At 47.0% G+C, this 14752-nt stretch carries 16 protein-coding genes and 1 pseudogene; 3 read left to right on the forward strand and 14 right to left on the reverse strand.

Going from position 1 to position 14752, the window contains the following annotated elements; all coding sequences use genetic code 11:
* Positions 1 to 38 precede the first annotated feature (38 nt).
* The 13 genes from V2H45_RS21950 to V2H45_RS22010 form a co-directional block, all read right to left on the reverse strand.
* Entirely contained in the window at positions 39 to 1055 is a 1017-nt protein-coding gene (locus tag V2H45_RS21950; protein ID WP_330485823.1) for an HlyD family secretion protein, read from the reverse strand.
* A gap of 96 nt (positions 1056 to 1151) precedes the next feature.
* Positions 1152 to 1634 (reverse strand): hypothetical protein, encoded by a 483-nt coding sequence (locus V2H45_RS21955; RefSeq protein WP_330485824.1) that lies wholly within the window; start codon positions 1632 to 1634, stop codon positions 1152 to 1154.
* Positions 1635 to 1643: 9 nt separating this feature from the next.
* The gene (locus V2H45_RS21960) at positions 1644 to 2345 is read right to left on the reverse strand and encodes an alternative oxidase (RefSeq protein WP_408648867.1); all 702 of its coding nucleotides are present in this window, start codon (positions 2343 to 2345) and stop codon (positions 1644 to 1646) included.
* Between the two features lie 148 nt (positions 2346 to 2493).
* Positions 2494 to 3006 carry an HPP family protein gene (locus V2H45_RS21965; RefSeq protein ID WP_330485826.1) on the reverse strand — a complete coding sequence of 171 codons (513 nt, stop codon included), beginning with the start codon at positions 3004 to 3006 and terminating at the stop codon, positions 2494 to 2496.
* A 2-nt stretch (positions 3007 to 3008) separates the two neighbouring features.
* Positions 3009 to 3506, reverse strand: a complete 498-nt coding sequence (locus V2H45_RS21970) for a DUF1622 domain-containing protein (RefSeq protein WP_330485827.1) — start codon at positions 3504 to 3506, stop codon at positions 3009 to 3011.
* Positions 3507 to 3575: 69 nt separating this feature from the next.
* Positions 3576 to 4103: a DNA starvation/stationary phase protection protein Dps gene (gene dps, locus V2H45_RS21975; protein ID WP_330485828.1), complete on the reverse strand. Its 528-nt coding sequence runs from the start codon at positions 4101 to 4103 to the stop codon at positions 3576 to 3578.
* An 84-nt stretch (positions 4104 to 4187) separates the two neighbouring features.
* Positions 4188 to 4442 (reverse strand): hexameric tyrosine-coordinated heme protein, encoded by a 255-nt coding sequence (locus V2H45_RS21980; RefSeq protein ID WP_330485829.1) that lies wholly within the window; start codon positions 4440 to 4442, stop codon positions 4188 to 4190.
* A 49-nt stretch (positions 4443 to 4491) separates the two neighbouring features.
* The gene (locus V2H45_RS21985) at positions 4492 to 4914 is read right to left on the reverse strand and encodes a hypothetical protein (protein ID WP_330485830.1); all 423 of its coding nucleotides are present in this window, start codon (positions 4912 to 4914) and stop codon (positions 4492 to 4494) included.
* Positions 4911 to 5654, reverse strand: coding sequence for an SDR family oxidoreductase (locus tag V2H45_RS21990; protein ID WP_330485831.1), 744 nt, complete (start codon positions 5652 to 5654; stop codon positions 4911 to 4913). Before V2H45_RS21990 ends, V2H45_RS21985 begins: the two co-directional genes overlap by 4 nt.
* Positions 5655 to 5726: 72 nt before the next feature.
* A complete protein-coding gene (locus V2H45_RS21995) occupies positions 5727 to 6665 on the reverse strand; it encodes an NAD-dependent epimerase/dehydratase family protein (RefSeq protein ID WP_330485832.1) in 939 nt (312 codons plus the stop codon).
* A 32-nt stretch (positions 6666 to 6697) separates the two neighbouring features.
* Positions 6698 to 7552, reverse strand: a complete 855-nt coding sequence (locus V2H45_RS22000) for an alpha/beta hydrolase (RefSeq protein ID WP_330485833.1) — start codon at positions 7550 to 7552, stop codon at positions 6698 to 6700.
* A 156-nt stretch (positions 7553 to 7708) separates the two neighbouring features.
* A complete protein-coding gene (locus V2H45_RS22005; RefSeq protein WP_330485834.1) occupies positions 7709 to 8095 on the reverse strand; it encodes a nuclear transport factor 2 family protein in 387 nt (128 codons plus the stop codon).
* A gap of 33 nt (positions 8096 to 8128) precedes the next feature.
* Complete coding sequence (locus tag V2H45_RS22010; RefSeq protein WP_330485835.1) at positions 8129 to 8737, reverse strand: nitroreductase family protein; 609 nt, start codon at positions 8735 to 8737, stop codon at positions 8129 to 8131.
* Between the two features lie 189 nt (positions 8738 to 8926).
* Here V2H45_RS22010 and V2H45_RS22015 point away from each other — a divergent pair, with 189 nt between their 5' ends.
* Positions 8927 to 12532 carry a WD40 domain-containing protein gene (locus V2H45_RS22015; protein ID WP_330485836.1) on the forward strand — a complete coding sequence of 1202 codons (3606 nt, stop codon included), beginning with the start codon at positions 8927 to 8929 and terminating at the stop codon, positions 12530 to 12532.
* Here the strand turns inward: V2H45_RS22015 and V2H45_RS22020 are convergent.
* Complete coding sequence (locus V2H45_RS22020; RefSeq protein WP_330485837.1) at positions 12529 to 13635, reverse strand: transaldolase family protein; 1107 nt, start codon at positions 13633 to 13635, stop codon at positions 12529 to 12531. The two genes, V2H45_RS22015 and V2H45_RS22020, sit on opposite strands and share 4 nt — an antisense overlap.
* Before the next feature lie 309 nt (positions 13636 to 13944).
* Here V2H45_RS22020 and V2H45_RS22025 point away from each other — a divergent pair, with 309 nt between their 5' ends.
* Positions 13945 to 14091: a helix-turn-helix domain-containing protein gene (locus tag V2H45_RS22025; RefSeq protein WP_330485838.1), complete on the forward strand. Its 147-nt coding sequence runs from the start codon at positions 13945 to 13947 to the stop codon at positions 14089 to 14091.
* Positions 14092 to 14356: 265 nt separating this feature from the next.
* Positions 14357 to 14677 (forward strand): annotated as a pseudogene (locus V2H45_RS22030) (IS982 family transposase); the annotation flags it as partial.
* Between the last annotated feature and the right edge of the window lie 75 nt (positions 14678 to 14752).

Raw genomic sequence — 14752 nt, forward strand, 5'->3', positions numbered from 1 at the left:
GCTAATGCTGAAGAGACTTGCAGCCACTTCTTAAGATCTCAAATGGGTTCTATACGTCCAGCCGCCGGAGATGCGATCGCGGTATAAGACAATTGCAACTCGGCATTTTTGACCTGTACTTCCGCTTGAGCGATCGCGGCTAAAGCTGATTGATATTGCCGCCGATTTACTTCTGTTTGCTGATTGGTTGCCTCAGCCTGTTGAAAAGTTCCTTTCGTAGAAACTAGTTTTGCCTCAGCACTATTTAAGTTTCTCTGAGCCTGTTGCAGTCGCGCCTTTGCCTGGAGTACCTGCTCCTGAAGGGAATTGTATTGAGCTAGAGTGGATTCGTAACTAGCTTTGGCGATATCAAACTGTTGGCGCGAGGTTGCTCCTTCTTGCCATAGAACTTCATAGCGTCTATAGTCTAGCTCTGATTTGACTAGATTTGCTCGTACCTGGGCTAATTGCGCTTGTACCGATGGCACTCCTGCTTGGGCCTCAAGGACTGAGGCTTGGACAGAAAAAATATTGAAGTCGTTAGCATCAACATTGCCTTGAGCTTCTTGGATTTTCCCTAGTCCATTGGTAGTAGCCACATCAATATTCGCTTGAGCCACTTTAGCCTGTTGTTTTGCTACTTCTAAAGCCGTTTTTACCTGCTCTAGAGCTATCTCATAATCGCGGGGATCGAGTTTGACGAGCAGGCTTCCTTTCGTTACCTGCTGGTTATCATCGACAGTTACCTCAACCACAGTTCCAGCAATTCGAGCGTTAATAGGATAGCTATCGCTAGTCACATAAGCATTGTCCGTTTCTTGGTGCGTATCGGCATATTGCCACCAACGATATCCAAATATGCCAATAGCGATCGCTCCTAGGGACAAAATACCGAACAGTACTACCTTGCGGTAAGGATGCGTTGAAACTAGCTTTACTGGTGGTGATGGTTCGATCGCCTCAATGGGAGGAGACTGCACTTCTTCTGGTTTGGCCTCTGGAGGCAGCGGCAAAAGCTCCTCATTTTTTGTCTCAGTACTTTCCAGAGTGTCAGTTGATAAATCAGAGTGTTCCACGGTTCTTTTCAAATTTGATGTATAAAAAAAGCTGACTTACTTTGATTTGACTCACCTTATAAGCATATTTAGACATTATTTTTTATCCCAGTAATGTTACAGAAAAACAATTTTAGGATCGGCGGCATGTCCCTGATAAAGATAGGTCGCCGATCGCAGCACAATTTCGGAGTAGAGAATTTTTTGAATGTCTAAACTCGGCACGCGTTTTGCGGCGAAGTTGTAAGCCATGATTTCTCCCTCTAGGCTGAAGTCAGTATCCGTCAAGTAATGGTCGTAATCGTGCATTCCCTGAAAAATAAAGCCATAAATTGGATTGGGATAGACGGTAGAGTCGTAACTTTCGGCAGATACCCAAAGCTGCCCTCGTTCGATATCGACAAACATTTCCTCAGCGTTGGCATAACGCATATAATCGGAAAATTGCAGATTTAATGGTAATTGCTGAAACTCTTCCATAAGCCAATCGCAGAGTAGGGCGATTGTGGTATCAGAAATATAGGCCGATTTGGCTTCTAGATAGAGCTTGGCAAGGATATCTACTTGAAATGCCGTCGTCTTTGCAGGTGTAAGAGTCATATCGCTCAATTAAACCATTTCATCAAGATTAGCGGGTTTTAGTGCGAGAGCAGAATGACGACTTTCGAGTATGGAATGGGGACTTTTGAAGGTTTGTCGCGCCTCTGGCTTTTGCAGCATTTCCATCGTTTTCACATGTTCGCATTCATCATCACGGATATTTAAAAATATGTCGTATAGATTATCCACGTTGGGACGCCGAAATTCACCACTGGGCTGAGTCTGAACTTCTTCAAACATGTAGAGATCGCCATCGCGATAGTAGTCAATCGCAATCTGGGGAGCAGGTTGGGCTTTTAGTTCTTCTTCATGAGTCTTTAAGTAGTCATCATAGGTATGGTAGGCATGATTTTCAATTAGCTCCATCAGGTAATAGGCATATTGGGGAGATAGCATGTAAATGGGTACGACTACCCAGTAGTAAGCTATAGCAACATGTTGGGCGACGAAGCGATCGCCCCAATAGCGATTACCTCCCAGTGATTCCATAATTAAAAGATGGTGCAATTCATTCCAAGTTTCAGCAAAGTGAACTTTTAACCAATCAGCTTTGCGCCAGAAACCTATCGTTTCATATAAATGGAGCACCGACAGAAAGGAAAAGTAGGGAACGCGAGCGATGGTTTCCAGTAGATAAAAACGAGCATAGGAACGCTTACCATACGCAACATCTACGATGAATACGAAAAAACTCACGATCGCTCGAATCAAAATTTTCATGGCACTTTTCTCCAAAATCAGACTTATTATCGAAATTCAGATCTCCAATTTTTTATGAAGTTGAATATCTCCAACTTTCGTCAGAAGTGATTGCAAGTAATAGTTTGTCGTTCGCAATTCCGATCGCCTTGAAACGGGTTTAATGAAAACGGGTCAGAATTCGTAGCGCGAGGCGCTCTAGTCCAACCAACAATGCAATCGCCCCGACTGCCAAACTAAAGAGTATGAAATTGTTTTGACTGCTTGTTTGAAGAGCAAAACTTAGGGAAGTCGAGACTGCGGGAGGGTGAACAACATCCAGCGCGATCGTAAAAACAATGGTTGCGACCATCGCTGCGATACCCGCAACGTACCCAGCACCACAGGTGAAATTAGCGAACCAGCCGATCGCCGCCGCCATCAGTTGAGATAGGATCAGTGTCCGAGCTGTGTTGCTGCTGTGATGCGGGTCGAGGTAAATCAAAAAAGCACTGGCAGCGAGGGAGGCAAACAACAGCCTCTGCTGACTCACCGTTTCGACGAATGCCATCACGATCGCAATTGTGAGGGTAGGTGCTATGGCTAGTAGCAATTCTTCCTTTAGCGACAAGTGTTGTCTGAGCGATCGACCGATGCTAGTAATCGGCTTGGAATTGAAACGGTTTTGACTCATCATTATTCCCCAATGCCAATAGGTTTATCTGGTAAGCGGCCTTGCTCTCCTTGGCGAATTTCTCGCTCTAAGAAATAGTTGAGCAGCGTTCGTAACAAAACAATCGCTCCCAAGTTTGAAATGTCTTGGCGTGTCGGAGCAACTGCCGTGCGCAGGATGTCACTGGCAACGGTAAATTCTAGACCTAACGCAAGTACTCGTCCCAGTTGTAGACGAATTATTTCGGTGACATCGAGATGCTGCCTACGCGAGAATAGCTGGCGGACATAGCTTAAGATACCGCGCCCGATCGCTCCACCAATCACGACTGCTGCTGCGATTTCTGCTCCTGCTGCCAAATATCCGACAATGACTTTCAGCCATAACTCTAATGGACTAACTGCCTCAGCGGTTTGATTGTTCTGTCCTGCATTCAGACTCAGCAGTAACACCAATCCCACAATGAGAGAGAGGGGCAACAGCAAAGCGATCGGAGATTCTCGCGAAGGCTCTTTTTTCATGGGTTTCCAATTGATTCGTTCTGCGTACCGCTGCCAAAATTTGTTGGCAGCGGTAGTTAGCAATAGAGCTTACGCAAATGAGGTTTGAAGATGGGCTTCGAGAAACCACAACCGTTTGTCGATCGCGCGCGAAATCTCCACAAATAGATCGTTGGTGTCCATGTCACCGAGTTCGTCTGTCTTGCCAATATTTTGGCGCAAAGATTTGGCATAAATTGCAAAGCGATCGGCGAGTGCCTCGACATGATCCATTCCATCCACCGCATCAAAGGGATATTCGGGTAGTTCGGATGCTTTGGCTGCAATGCGGACAGTTCCCAATGCTTGTCCGCCTAAAGTAGTAATCCGTTCGGCAATTAAATCGATAAATTCTTCAACTTCTGAGGCGATTTCATCAAACAGTTCGTGAAGTTGATAAAAGTCTTTTCCTTTAACATTCCAGTGAGCGTATTTGATCTGGGTCTTCAAGTCGATTGCAGTTGCCAAGCTTTGATTCAGTAGGGTATTCACTTGCGATCGCGTTTCTGCGGGAATATCAATTCTTGTCACGTAGCTGAATGATTTAGGATCGTTCCGCTTCGTTATGATTGCAGCCATAGGTTTTACTTCCAATAGGTGATTGCATGAAACATCAAAGTTTTTAGAAAGACTCGATCTCGTACGGTCGATAGATTCGAGGCACTACTTGCGCCAGTAATTATTGGCAGCAGCGATCGTGGCAAACTCGGTTGCCACCGTCTGTCCGACCGCAATCAGCATCATGGCATCATTGCCATAGACATCTCGCAACTGGTTGCGCTTCTCTTCGTCAGGCTGAGTCAGTTTGACGATCAGGCGTGCCATTTTTACAGCTAGTTGCCGCCCCTCTTCAGGTGTTGCCGTTAAAAGTGAATTGTTTGGAACTAGTGTGATTTCAGGATGAGTTACAGCGTTCATTTCAATATCTCCTATAGTTTGTGAATAGCTATCTTTGTGGGAATTTGTGTTAGCCTTTCTGGGCTGATTCGACATTCTCTTGCAGCAGTTCCGCTTTTAATGTCCATGTACCAATCCAACAGCCAAGTCCATCGACGATTAAGGTGAGAATGGCTGTGACCTGAAAAAGCAAGCCCCAACCTTCAAAGATAACGTGGGAAAAATGATCGGGACTAATGATGATGTAATGATTGTAGATTCCAAATAGGATCGAGCCTGCCATAGAACTGAGCAAGAGCCAGCCACCAATGCGGTGGAACTTTGTCCAAAGCAAAACGGCAGCAAGAATGGGAGCTAGTAGAATCACCGTACCAATAAACATCGTCTGAAGCAGTGAGAGCGGTACTGGAATTTCCTGATGCGCCAAACCATGCAGTGAATGCGCGATCGCGTGAAGTACTACGATCGCGGTTCCATATCGAGCCATCTTCATGCACTGAAACCTCCATCAATCATTAGACTTGCACCCGTGATGTAAGCTGCCTCTGGACTTGCCAAATAGGCAACCATCCCTGCAATTTCCTCGACCTTGCCATAACGGGGCAATGCCATCAACTTTTTGAGCATCTCTGCAAATTCGCCTTCTGGAGGATTCATCTCGGTGGCAACTGGCCCTGGTTGCACGTTGTTGATCGTAATTCCACGCGGTCCGAGGTCGCGTGATAGCCCTTTGACAAGCCCTTGCAGTGCAGATTTACTCATGGCATAAATGCTGCCGCCAGCAAAGGGCATCCGTTCGGCGTTGGTGCTGCCGATGTTAATGATGCGTCCGCCCTCTTGCATGTGCTTAACTGCAGCTTGCGTTGCCACAAACACGGCACGCAGGTTAACTGCGATCGTTTTGTCAAAGTCTGCAAGGGTCAGATCGTCAATCGGAGCGATCGCCAGCACACCTGCATTATTCACGAGGATATCAATTCCGCCGAATGCAGCTACAGTCTTTTCGACAGCACCAACTACCGCACTCGCTTCGGCATTGTCAGCTTGGATGGCTAGAACGCGGACACCCAATGCCTTTACTTCCTTGACAATCTCATCAGCCCGATCGGGCGAGTTTGCAAAGGTGAACGCGACATCCACTCCTTCGCTAGCTAAACGCTTGACGATCGCTGCCCCAATGCCGCGACTGCCACCCGTCACAAGCGCGCGTTTATGTTTGAGCGTAATCTGCATAGTCGATCTCCAAAATAGATGTATAGGATAAATTTAGATAGATTTCTGCTTGTCTAGATTGAGCTATTAGGCTTAACTAGCAAGCGTAGCAGCCGTTTCAACCATCCATTCCAAAGGGCGAGGTTGAAAATTGAGTTCGCGTTTTGCCTTGGCATTTGATACACCCCGCATCTGCGTACCGTAATAGACCGCATCCGCACCACCGATCTGCAAAGCATCTTCAATCGATACTTGGGGTGGTGGTGGAGCCTTGAGCGATCGCGCCAAAGCTGAGAGCCATTCGCGCACCTCTAAGGGGCGATCGTCGGCAATTAGGTAGATACCAGCACGACCTCGATCGACTGCTGCTACCGTCGCCGCCGCCACATCCTCAATGTGAACCCAAGACCATACCCCTTCGCCATTGCCCACGATTGGGAACTGTTGCTGCCGCACCTGTTTCGCCACATCGCCATCGGGATGAAACCAGGTGCCAGACCCATAGAGGAAGCCATAACGCAGGGCAATTCCCTCCATATTGGGGGTTTCGAGCAAGCGACGTTCGAGTTCGGCAACGACACGCGCATCTGCTGATACTGCGGGTGAGGCATCAAACGCCAAGGGAGTTTCTTCATTGGCTAATCCATCTCCGGGAACTGCCCAGAATGCGATCGACTGTCTCAAGTAACGACGCACACCTGCTGCCTGCGCTGCCTTCAACACGTTCGCGCCACCTTCTAAACGAATACGTGCGTTCAGTTCCGCTGTTGCACCCATAGACTCGCGGCTGTAGGTTTTGGGTAGAGCGGTGAGTTGCTCGATAACTACATCTGGCTGAGCCTTCACAACAGCGGTTTTGACCGCATCCGCATCAAATACATTGGCGATCGCAAATTCAATCCCCATTGCCGCGAAAGTCCGTGCTTTTTCTAGAGAACGGGTTAACGCTACGACATCATGTCCTTTTGCCAATAATTGCGCGATCAGCGGACGACCGATCGCTCCCGTTGCACCTGCCACAAAAATTCTCATCTGCGAACCTCCCGATAAAGTTTGTAAATCACCTACAACGAAGACATCCGATCTCTTGGTGGGGTTTGAGTTTGGGTGTGCGTTTCAGTCAGGGCGTGGTGCTGCGCCCAAGAAAGCGCGAAGTCTGCAACCTCTTGCCAGCCCTCTTGGGCAATAATCAGGTGAGAGCGATTTGGAAATTCCTTGTAGTCGGTAATTGCCTGCGAACGGGCGTATTTCTTATAGTTGATTCTGTTCTGTACAGCGGGAACTAAGCGATCCTTTGTACCGCCAATCAGGAGTAGCGGCGATCGGTGGGGATTGCGATAATTTACTTTAGTTGCCGCCCAAGGATTAAAATTTGCCGATGCGACTTGGAAGATCGGGCGACCTGGGCCGGGAATCGTATTTTGCTGGTATGCCGATCGCGCCTCAGTTTCTGACATGGTATGAGCAAAGGCATAGGTGAATTGCTCGAAGGTTAGTGCTACGGTACGCTTGTAATTCCAAGGATTTAACAGCACTGGACTTACCGATGCGATCGCTGAAAACGGTAGCTTCCAAATTCCCTTTGGTGTCGCAGAATCAATCGCCACCCCTGCCGCGCCTAAACCGCGATCGAGGAGTATTTGCACGATCAGACCGCCAAAAGAGTGGCCAATTAGGATCGGTGGTTCGTCGAGCGATCGCACAAAATTTTCATAGTAGTCTGCCACCTCAAGGATGCCTAAGCCATCAAGGGCTGATGGATTGCGACGGATATCCTCAACTTCACCATCCAGACGCGGCCACGCAGGTGCGAATACCCGATATCCTCTCATTTCATAATATTCATGGAATAGATTCCAACTACGCGGAGTCATCCACAATCCGTGAATGAGTACGATTGTCTTCGTTACTTGATTCATGGTTTAAATCCTCCAATGGGGATTTTCGTGCTGCGTCCTCTGCCCACAGGCTTACTCATTGTCATCTCCTATGTTTTTTGCTATCTAGATTCTGTTAAGCACTCTTGACATATACCATTCAAGATTCGAAAGTTTAGCCAAAATGAACAGTTGGGATTAGCTCAGTGCGGCGTTCATAGCATCCGTGTCAATGTAAACCTCTAATCGCATAATCTTTCCCTTTTCGACTGTCCAAATATGAGCCAAGTTACAACTGAACTTTTTCCCAGTTAACTTCGCAGAACCAATTGTCTTACCGATCGCCGCGATTTTGTCACCTGCTTGAATGTAGTGAGATATCTCGACGGAAGAATCAATCAATGGGAAAATCTTGGAGAAGAAAACTTGAATCTCATCCAAGCCCCGATATTCGCCGCCCCAAGGAAGTGCTTCTGTTTGATAAAACTCAACATTAGGGGACATAAGTGAAAAATAATTAGGAATATCTTTCTCTGCGAGATAGATGTAAGCCTGCTGAATAATTTCTAGCGCGATCGTGGGCATACTTTCCTCAATTTGACTGGGCTTAACTAGGTGCTATCGCTTTACCAAAGGTGAGGAATTTCCCCACTTGCCGCTGAATACAAATTGCTCCACGGGCTTTCGTTGCCTCAGTGCTAGATCGCGTTCCTTCAAAGTATCTGGGAGCAAGTTCGGATCGCCTTGGTATCCGATCGCGATCGCTGTCAATGCCTCAAAATCTTGAGGAATTTCAAAGATCTCGCGAGCCCTGTCAGGAAGAATACCGATCATCTGATGGACGCAAAGTCCTCTTGCTGTCGCCTCTACCGCAAAATTGCCATTGGCTAGCCCGAGGTCGTGAATTGCAGCCCTGTTATTTTCGCGATCGAGCGTAAATTTGAGACTAGCAACGCTTAGTACCAAAACGGGAGCACTCTTTGCCCAGACTTGGTTTCCTTCGACAAGGCACAGTAGAAGCTTTTGAAAATCGTCAGGGTTCTCCTTGGTGGCAATAAGATAGCGCCAAGGCTGCTCGTTATAGGAAGATGCCGACCACCGCGCTGCCTCAAACAACGAACGAAGATCGGCATCTGCAACTGGACGATCCTCAAAGGCATAAGGACTCCAGCGTTCAGCGAGCAGTTTATGGATCGGATAGTCTGTTAATGCTTGCTTGTCAGACATAATCATTCTTCCGTATGCTTGTAGTTCTGAATGCTGTCTCTAATTTTTTAGCGATCGCCGAAATTTGACCATATAAGTTTCTAAAGATAGGTCTTAAGTTAGGTTCAACTTAAGCATCCCGATCTGTTTACTTTTTAGGGCTGAGCTTTTATATTTTGTTTAGGTTTCGTCCTGTTCTAGGTGACTTTGATGCAGATGCCAAAAGCCAAACGCTACCGAGGTGTAATTCTGACTGTACAGGGCTGGGAAAAATTTCAAGCTACCAAAACCCAAGCTGAGTTTGATGAGAATGCTGGCGATCGCTTCACGTTAGAGGAACTGAGCGAACGCATGGGACTGTCCCTCAACACGATCGCCAAGGTGCTAGGACGTTCAGACCCAATAGACAAGCAATCCTTGCAGTGGGCGTTCCGAGCCTTTGGTTTGGAGCTAAACAAGAATGATTACATGCGACCCAGTTCTGCGATCGAGTCTTCTGAGGCGATCGTTCAAGTAGAACAACCTCTGTCAGATTGGGTTAGTAGCATGGATACCTCTAGCTTCTGCGGGCGTAATGAAGAACTGATATGTCTCAAGCAATGGGTATTAGAGGAACAGTGTCGCCTCGTCCTGTTGTTGGGGATCGGTGGGATCGGCAAAAGCACATTGGCAGCCAAGTTGGTGCAGCAAATTCAGGCTGAGTTTGATGTGGTGGTGTGGCGATCGCTACAAAACGCACCACCTTTTGAAGAGTGGTTAGACAACGTGCTGCCAATTCTCTTACGAGCACAGGGAGAAGACATCGCTCTACCGAGTAGCTTAGATGGAAAACTGCTGAAGCTGATGGAGGGCTTACGCTCCTACCGCTGTTTGCTGGTTCTAGACAATGCCGAGACTATCCTAAATGCAGGACAAATCAGACAGTACCGAACGGGTTATGAGAAGTATGGGCAACTGTTTCGAGGTATTGGGACAGCGACCCATCAGAGTTGCTTATTGCTCACCAGTCGGGAAAAGCCTCTAGAGATCGTTCACTTGGAAGGCGAAGCCCTCTCAGTGCGATCGCTTCCACTAAAAGGATTAAACTCAGAAGCAGGAAGAGAACTATTTCGCTACAAGGGCACATTCGCAGGCACAGAATTGGAATGGGAACGATTGATCTTCCATTATGGTGGCAACCCCTTAGCATTGAAATTGGTGGCAGCAGCAGTTCAGGATCTCTTTAACGGCAGAATCGCCGAGATCTTGAACTACGTGCAGCAGGGGGCATCTGTCTTCGATGACATTCGCGACTTACTCCAGCGACAGTGCGATCGCCTCTCTGAGATCGAACGGGAAATGCTCTTTTGGCTGGCAATTAATCGAGAACCTATTTTTCTTTCTGAATTGAGTGAGGATGTTGTCATTGCAACTTCTAAGCGCAGGCTTCCAGATGCGATTCGCTCACTGCGACAACGATCGCTGATCGAAAAGGAAGGCGAACAGTTCTTCCTACAGCCCGTAGTGTTAGAATACGCGACCGATCGATTCGTTCAAGTCGTCTCTGAGGAAATTATCGCCCAAACACCTGAACGGCTCAAAACCCATGCACTGATGAAAGCACAGGCGAAAGACTATATTCGGGAGATGCAAAAACGACTGATTCTCGAACCCCTTATAGAACAGTTACTGGTGCAGTTTAGCAGCCCAACAGCGATTGAGCAGCAGTTGAAAGCGATGCTGGAACAGCAAGTACCCCAGCCGTCAAATTATTTGGTAGGGAACCTCCTCAACCTGCTGGTGCATTCGCAGAGCGATTTACGTGGCTGGGACTTTTCATCGCTAACGGTATGGCAAGCCGATTTACGGCAAGCCAACCTGACAGGAGTCAATTTTTGCAACGCCGATCTGGCAAAGTCAGTGTTTGCAGAAAGTCTCAATAGTCTTGTATCACTTGCTTTTAGTCCTGATGGTCGTCTATTAGCATCTGGAGATGTCGATGGCGAGATTTGTCTGTGGTTAGCTGATGGTCAACAACTCCTGACCTTACAAGGACATCCGGGCTGGGTGTGGTCGCTCGCTTTTAGCTCGGACGATCTACTTCTGGGCAGTGGCAGTAGTGATGGGTCGGTTCGATTGTGGAATATTGAGGATGGTCGCAGTCTGAAAACGTTACAGGGACATACCGATGCTGTTTGGTCAGTTTGTTTTTGCGAGCGTACTGGAAACCAGTCATCAGAGCCTGCACAAATTCTCGCAACAGGCAGTGAAGATCGAACAATTCGACTATGGAATGTCCAAACTGGAGATTGTCTCAGAGTGTTACAAGGGCATCGTGGTGCCATTCATGGGATTCGTTTTAGCCCTGACGGTTATACTTTAGCTAGTGGCAGTCACGATCGCACGATTCGGCTGTGGAATGTTTGGAATAGTACATGCGATACCATTTTGGAGGATGATTCTGGTGGCGTATGGGCGATCGCCTTTAGTCCCGATGGTCAACTTCTCGCTAGTGGTGGTAATGATGGCTCTATTCGATTGTGGAATGTTCGAGAGAAGGTATGTCTTAGCATCCTCAACGGACATACCGACTGGATCTGGTCGGTCGATTTTAGCCCCGATGGTCAAACTTTAGCCAGCAGCAGCAATGATGGCTCTATTCGATTGTGGAACGTTGAAAATGGAACCTGTCTTAGCGTTTTGCAAGGACATACAGGCGCTGTACGCTCTGTAGTTTTTAGTCCTGCTATCAGCGATGATTTACTTCTCGCTAGTGCCAGCTTAGATTTCTCGATGCGGCTATGGAATGGTCGAGATGGAACCTGTCTTAAAGTGTTACAGGGACGTCAGAGTGGCATCTGGTCGGTCAGTTTTAGCCCAAATAGCCAGCAGATCGCCAGTGGCAGTCATGATGGATTAGTGCGCCTGTGGGATCGACAGAATGGAGATTGTCTGAAAGTATTGTCGGGACATACAAATTGGGTACGATCGGTCGATTTTAGCCCCGATCGCCAAATTTTAGCAAGTAGTAGCAATGATATGCAAATTCGCCTCTGGGATCTATCCCAAGGAACCTGCCTGAAGGTTTTACAGGGGCATACCAGTGGGGTGCGATCGCTCAATTTTAGTCCTCTTCTTACTGACGAGGAGGCTCCTATCCTCGCCAGTGGTAGCTTTGATGGTTCTATTCGCCTGTGGGATATCAATCAAGGGACTTGTTTCAAAGTCTTAGATGGCCATACCGATTGGGTTTGGTCGGTAGCCTTTAGTCCTGATGGTAATATCCTAGCAAGTTGCAGTAACGATCTTTCAATTCGGTTATGGCATGTGCAAGATGGAATCTGTCTCAAGATTTTACAAGGGCATATCAGTGGTACGCGATCGCTTGCGTTCAGCCCTGATGGTCGATTTTTAGTTAGTGGTGGCGATGACCAAGAGGTTCGCTTGTGGGATGTTCAGACAGGTAATTGTCTGAATGTATTGCAAGACCATAAAGGCTGGATCTGGTCTGTAGCCTTTAGCCCTGATGGTCAAGTGCTTGCTAGTGGCGGTGCCGATCGCCAAGTTCGCTTGTGGGATATTCGGACGGGTAATTGCACCAACAGATTGCAAGGTCATACAGGTTGGGTTTCCTCGGTCAGCTTTAGTCCTGATGGTCAAGTGCTTGCTAGTGGCAGTCAGGATCGGACGATCAAGCTTTGGGATGTAAAAACGGGGGAGTGTCTCAAAACCCTGAGAGTCGATCGCCTGTATGAGGGCATGAACATCAGAGGTGCGCGAGGATTAACCACTGCACAGCAAGCCACACTAAAGACTTTAGGGGCAGTCGAAGCTTAAAAAGACTGTCGTTTCTGTTCGATCGCGCTCAGTAATTGTTGGTATGCATCCTGCGATCGTTGCAATTCCTCCGTCAACAACCGATCGGCGAGTGTTTCCAGAGAGATAAGCTGCTCTAGGTTGTTTAGCATTTGATGGGCAACGTCAACTCCTACCGTGAGGTCAGCCTCCGAAGGGCTGTACAGTTTCTGCTCTTGAAAAATCTGTGGAGTTAGCGCCAGCACTGTACTTTCACCCATCAGAGACTGAATGTAATGCTGAGTGCGAAAGTGATCGTTCTCAATAGAGGTGATATCCCACAACAACCGCTGGGGCTGCGCCCCCAGATGTGCTAACGATTGCCAGCGATCGCTTTGATAAATGGATTGATAGTGCTGATACATCACCTTTGCTTGAGCAATTGCAACATTACCAAGAAATAGCTCCCGTAAAACTCTCTCCTGACCAGCAGTTTGCAACTGCGTGGCGATCTCTGCATCGAGATGTCCAACTGAAAAACTAGCGACACTAGCAACTTCGCTGACTGACTTCCCTTGCATCGATAAGATTTCTAGCCCCCTCAAATATGCCTCTGCGACCTGTTCGTAGACAACTTGAGAAAAGAGCAATGTCACATTCACATTGATTCCATCTTGGATCAGTTGTACGATCGCTGGCAATGTAGCAGCGGTTGCTGGAATCTTGAGCATTAAATTAGACCAACCCACGCTTTGCCAGAGCCGATGGGCTTCCGTCAGAGTTGCTTGCGTATCGAATGCAACCTGGGGCGGCAGATCTAAGTTAACAAAGCCATCGCTAGCATGAGTCTGACTGTGAACCGCCTTGATTAAATCGGCAGCTAATTGCATATCCTGAATTATGAGATACTCATAGAGCGATCGGGCATTGATATCTGGTTGATGTACTATTGCCCTAAAGTCGCGATCGTAGCTTCCTGCTCGTATTGGTTGCTCTAAACATGTGAAGTTTGAGAGTAGACCTCGTAATCCTAGATCGATCGATCGCTGTAACTGCCCCGTGAGTATCAAACTGCGTTCAAAACCATCGAGCCAGACAGATTGCCCTTGCTGCCGAAGGCTTTTTAGAAGGTTCACGCCGTTCATCGTAGTGGAGGTTGCAGGTATATAGTTAAGTTAAGTCGGTAGACTTACCATGAATTATCGGAGGATGAGTTAGCGATCGTGTAACCCTTACTGCCAAAATGCTTGATGCGTTACGGTTGCACCTAAAACATCCTATATTGTAATTATGATGCTGTTCTACTTACTCCAGTTTGTTATGCAATCTTGATATATACCAGTCAAGATTAGAACTTAAGCTCCAACTTAAGGATAGTACGCTGTTTCATGATGATGATATCGCGGTTTTCAAGAGATTACGGACATAAGGTAGAATCAAAAAAAAGAGGAAAAATGGGAGTCGCATATTCAGAAGACCTGAGGAAATGCATCATCAAAGCACATGAAGAAGGGCAACAATCCGTAAGAGCCCTAGCACAACGCTTTCAGGTGGGCAAAAGTTTTGTAAGTCAGTTGATTCAACGCTATCAACAAACATAGGCTTTTCTCTGGTATATATGGATTGCTTTTCTTGACACTAGTTTTTCTCTTTGATTTTGGAGATTTATTAGTGTCATTTTTTTGGTGGGCTACTGGCAACCTTTTTTTTTCTCTTCCTGGTCTGTTTTCGCACAGCAATCCGACTAATTGAAGCAGGACAGACTTTTCTAGCTTGCTTAGACGCGATGTGCAACTAAGAAACTGCAAAAAAACTCACAGCCGATAGTGTTAGAAAATAGGACTAACGTCATTAGCGGTGAGCATCATGTTTTCTATGGAATATTTTATCATTGCAGTATTTTGTAAAATCGATGAACTACTCAAAGAAGTAACTAAGACCCAAAGTGTAAGAGCGAAAGGGTTTGAGCCAGCCCTAAGTGATAGCGAAGTGATAACGATGGAAATCGTCGCTGAGTATCAAGGGATAGACACTGACATAGGGATCTGGAAATATTTCCGTAAGCATTGGCAAGAATGGTTTCCAGCCTTAAAAAGTCGTACCACCTTTGTCAGACAAGCCGCCAATCTATGGCAGTACAAAGCCATGCGGCAAGAAACGGCTCTGCGCTCTAATATGCACATTCTCGTCCTTTACAGTTTGAGGACTTACTCCCTTCCCGCCATAAAATCAGGTAATTAATGAGAAAATAAAATCCAGTGT

It is taken from the genome of Tumidithrix elongata BACA0141 (assembly GCF_036349135.1).
GTDB lineage: Bacteria > Cyanobacteriota > Cyanobacteriia > Pseudanabaenales > Pseudanabaenaceae > Tumidithrix > Tumidithrix elongata.

Coding starts and splice junctions, on each gene's coding strand:
- V2H45_RS21955 (WP_330485824.1), bottom strand. CDS start 1,634: ATGACTCTTACACCTGCAAAGACGACGGCATTTCAAGTAGATATCCTT.
- V2H45_RS21965 (WP_330485826.1), bottom strand. CDS start 3,006: ATGAGTCAAAACCGTTTCAATTCCAAGCCGATTACTAGCATCGGTCGA.
- V2H45_RS21970 (WP_330485827.1), bottom strand. CDS start 3,506: ATGAAAAAAGAGCCTTCGCGAGAATCTCCGATCGCTTTGCTGTTGCCC.
- dps (WP_330485828.1), bottom strand. CDS start 4,103: ATGGCTGCAATCATAACGAAGCGGAACGATCCTAAATCATTCAGCTAC.
- V2H45_RS21980 (WP_330485829.1), bottom strand. CDS start 4,442: ATGAACGCTGTAACTCATCCTGAAATCACACTAGTTCCAAACAATTCA.
- V2H45_RS21985 (WP_330485830.1), bottom strand. CDS start 4,914: ATGAAGATGGCTCGATATGGAACCGCGATCGTAGTACTTCACGCGATC.
- V2H45_RS21990 (WP_330485831.1), bottom strand. CDS start 5,654: ATGCAGATTACGCTCAAACATAAACGCGCGCTTGTGACGGGTGGCAGT.
- V2H45_RS21995 (WP_330485832.1), bottom strand. CDS start 6,665: ATGAGAATTTTTGTGGCAGGTGCAACGGGAGCGATCGGTCGTCCGCTG.
- V2H45_RS22000 (WP_330485833.1), bottom strand. CDS start 7,552: ATGAATCAAGTAACGAAGACAATCGTACTCATTCACGGATTGTGGATG.
- V2H45_RS22005 (WP_330485834.1), bottom strand. CDS start 8,095: ATGCCCACGATCGCGCTAGAAATTATTCAGCAGGCTTACATCTATCTC.
- V2H45_RS22010 (WP_330485835.1), bottom strand. CDS start 8,737: ATGTCTGACAAGCAAGCATTAACAGACTATCCGATCCATAAACTGCTC.
- V2H45_RS22015 (WP_330485836.1), top strand. CDS start 8,927: ATGCAGATGCCAAAAGCCAAACGCTACCGAGGTGTAATTCTGACTGTA.
- V2H45_RS22020 (WP_330485837.1), bottom strand. CDS start 13,635: ATGAACGGCGTGAACCTTCTAAAAAGCCTTCGGCAGCAAGGGCAATCT.
- V2H45_RS22025 (WP_330485838.1), top strand. CDS start 13,945: ATGGGAGTCGCATATTCAGAAGACCTGAGGAAATGCATCATCAAAGCA.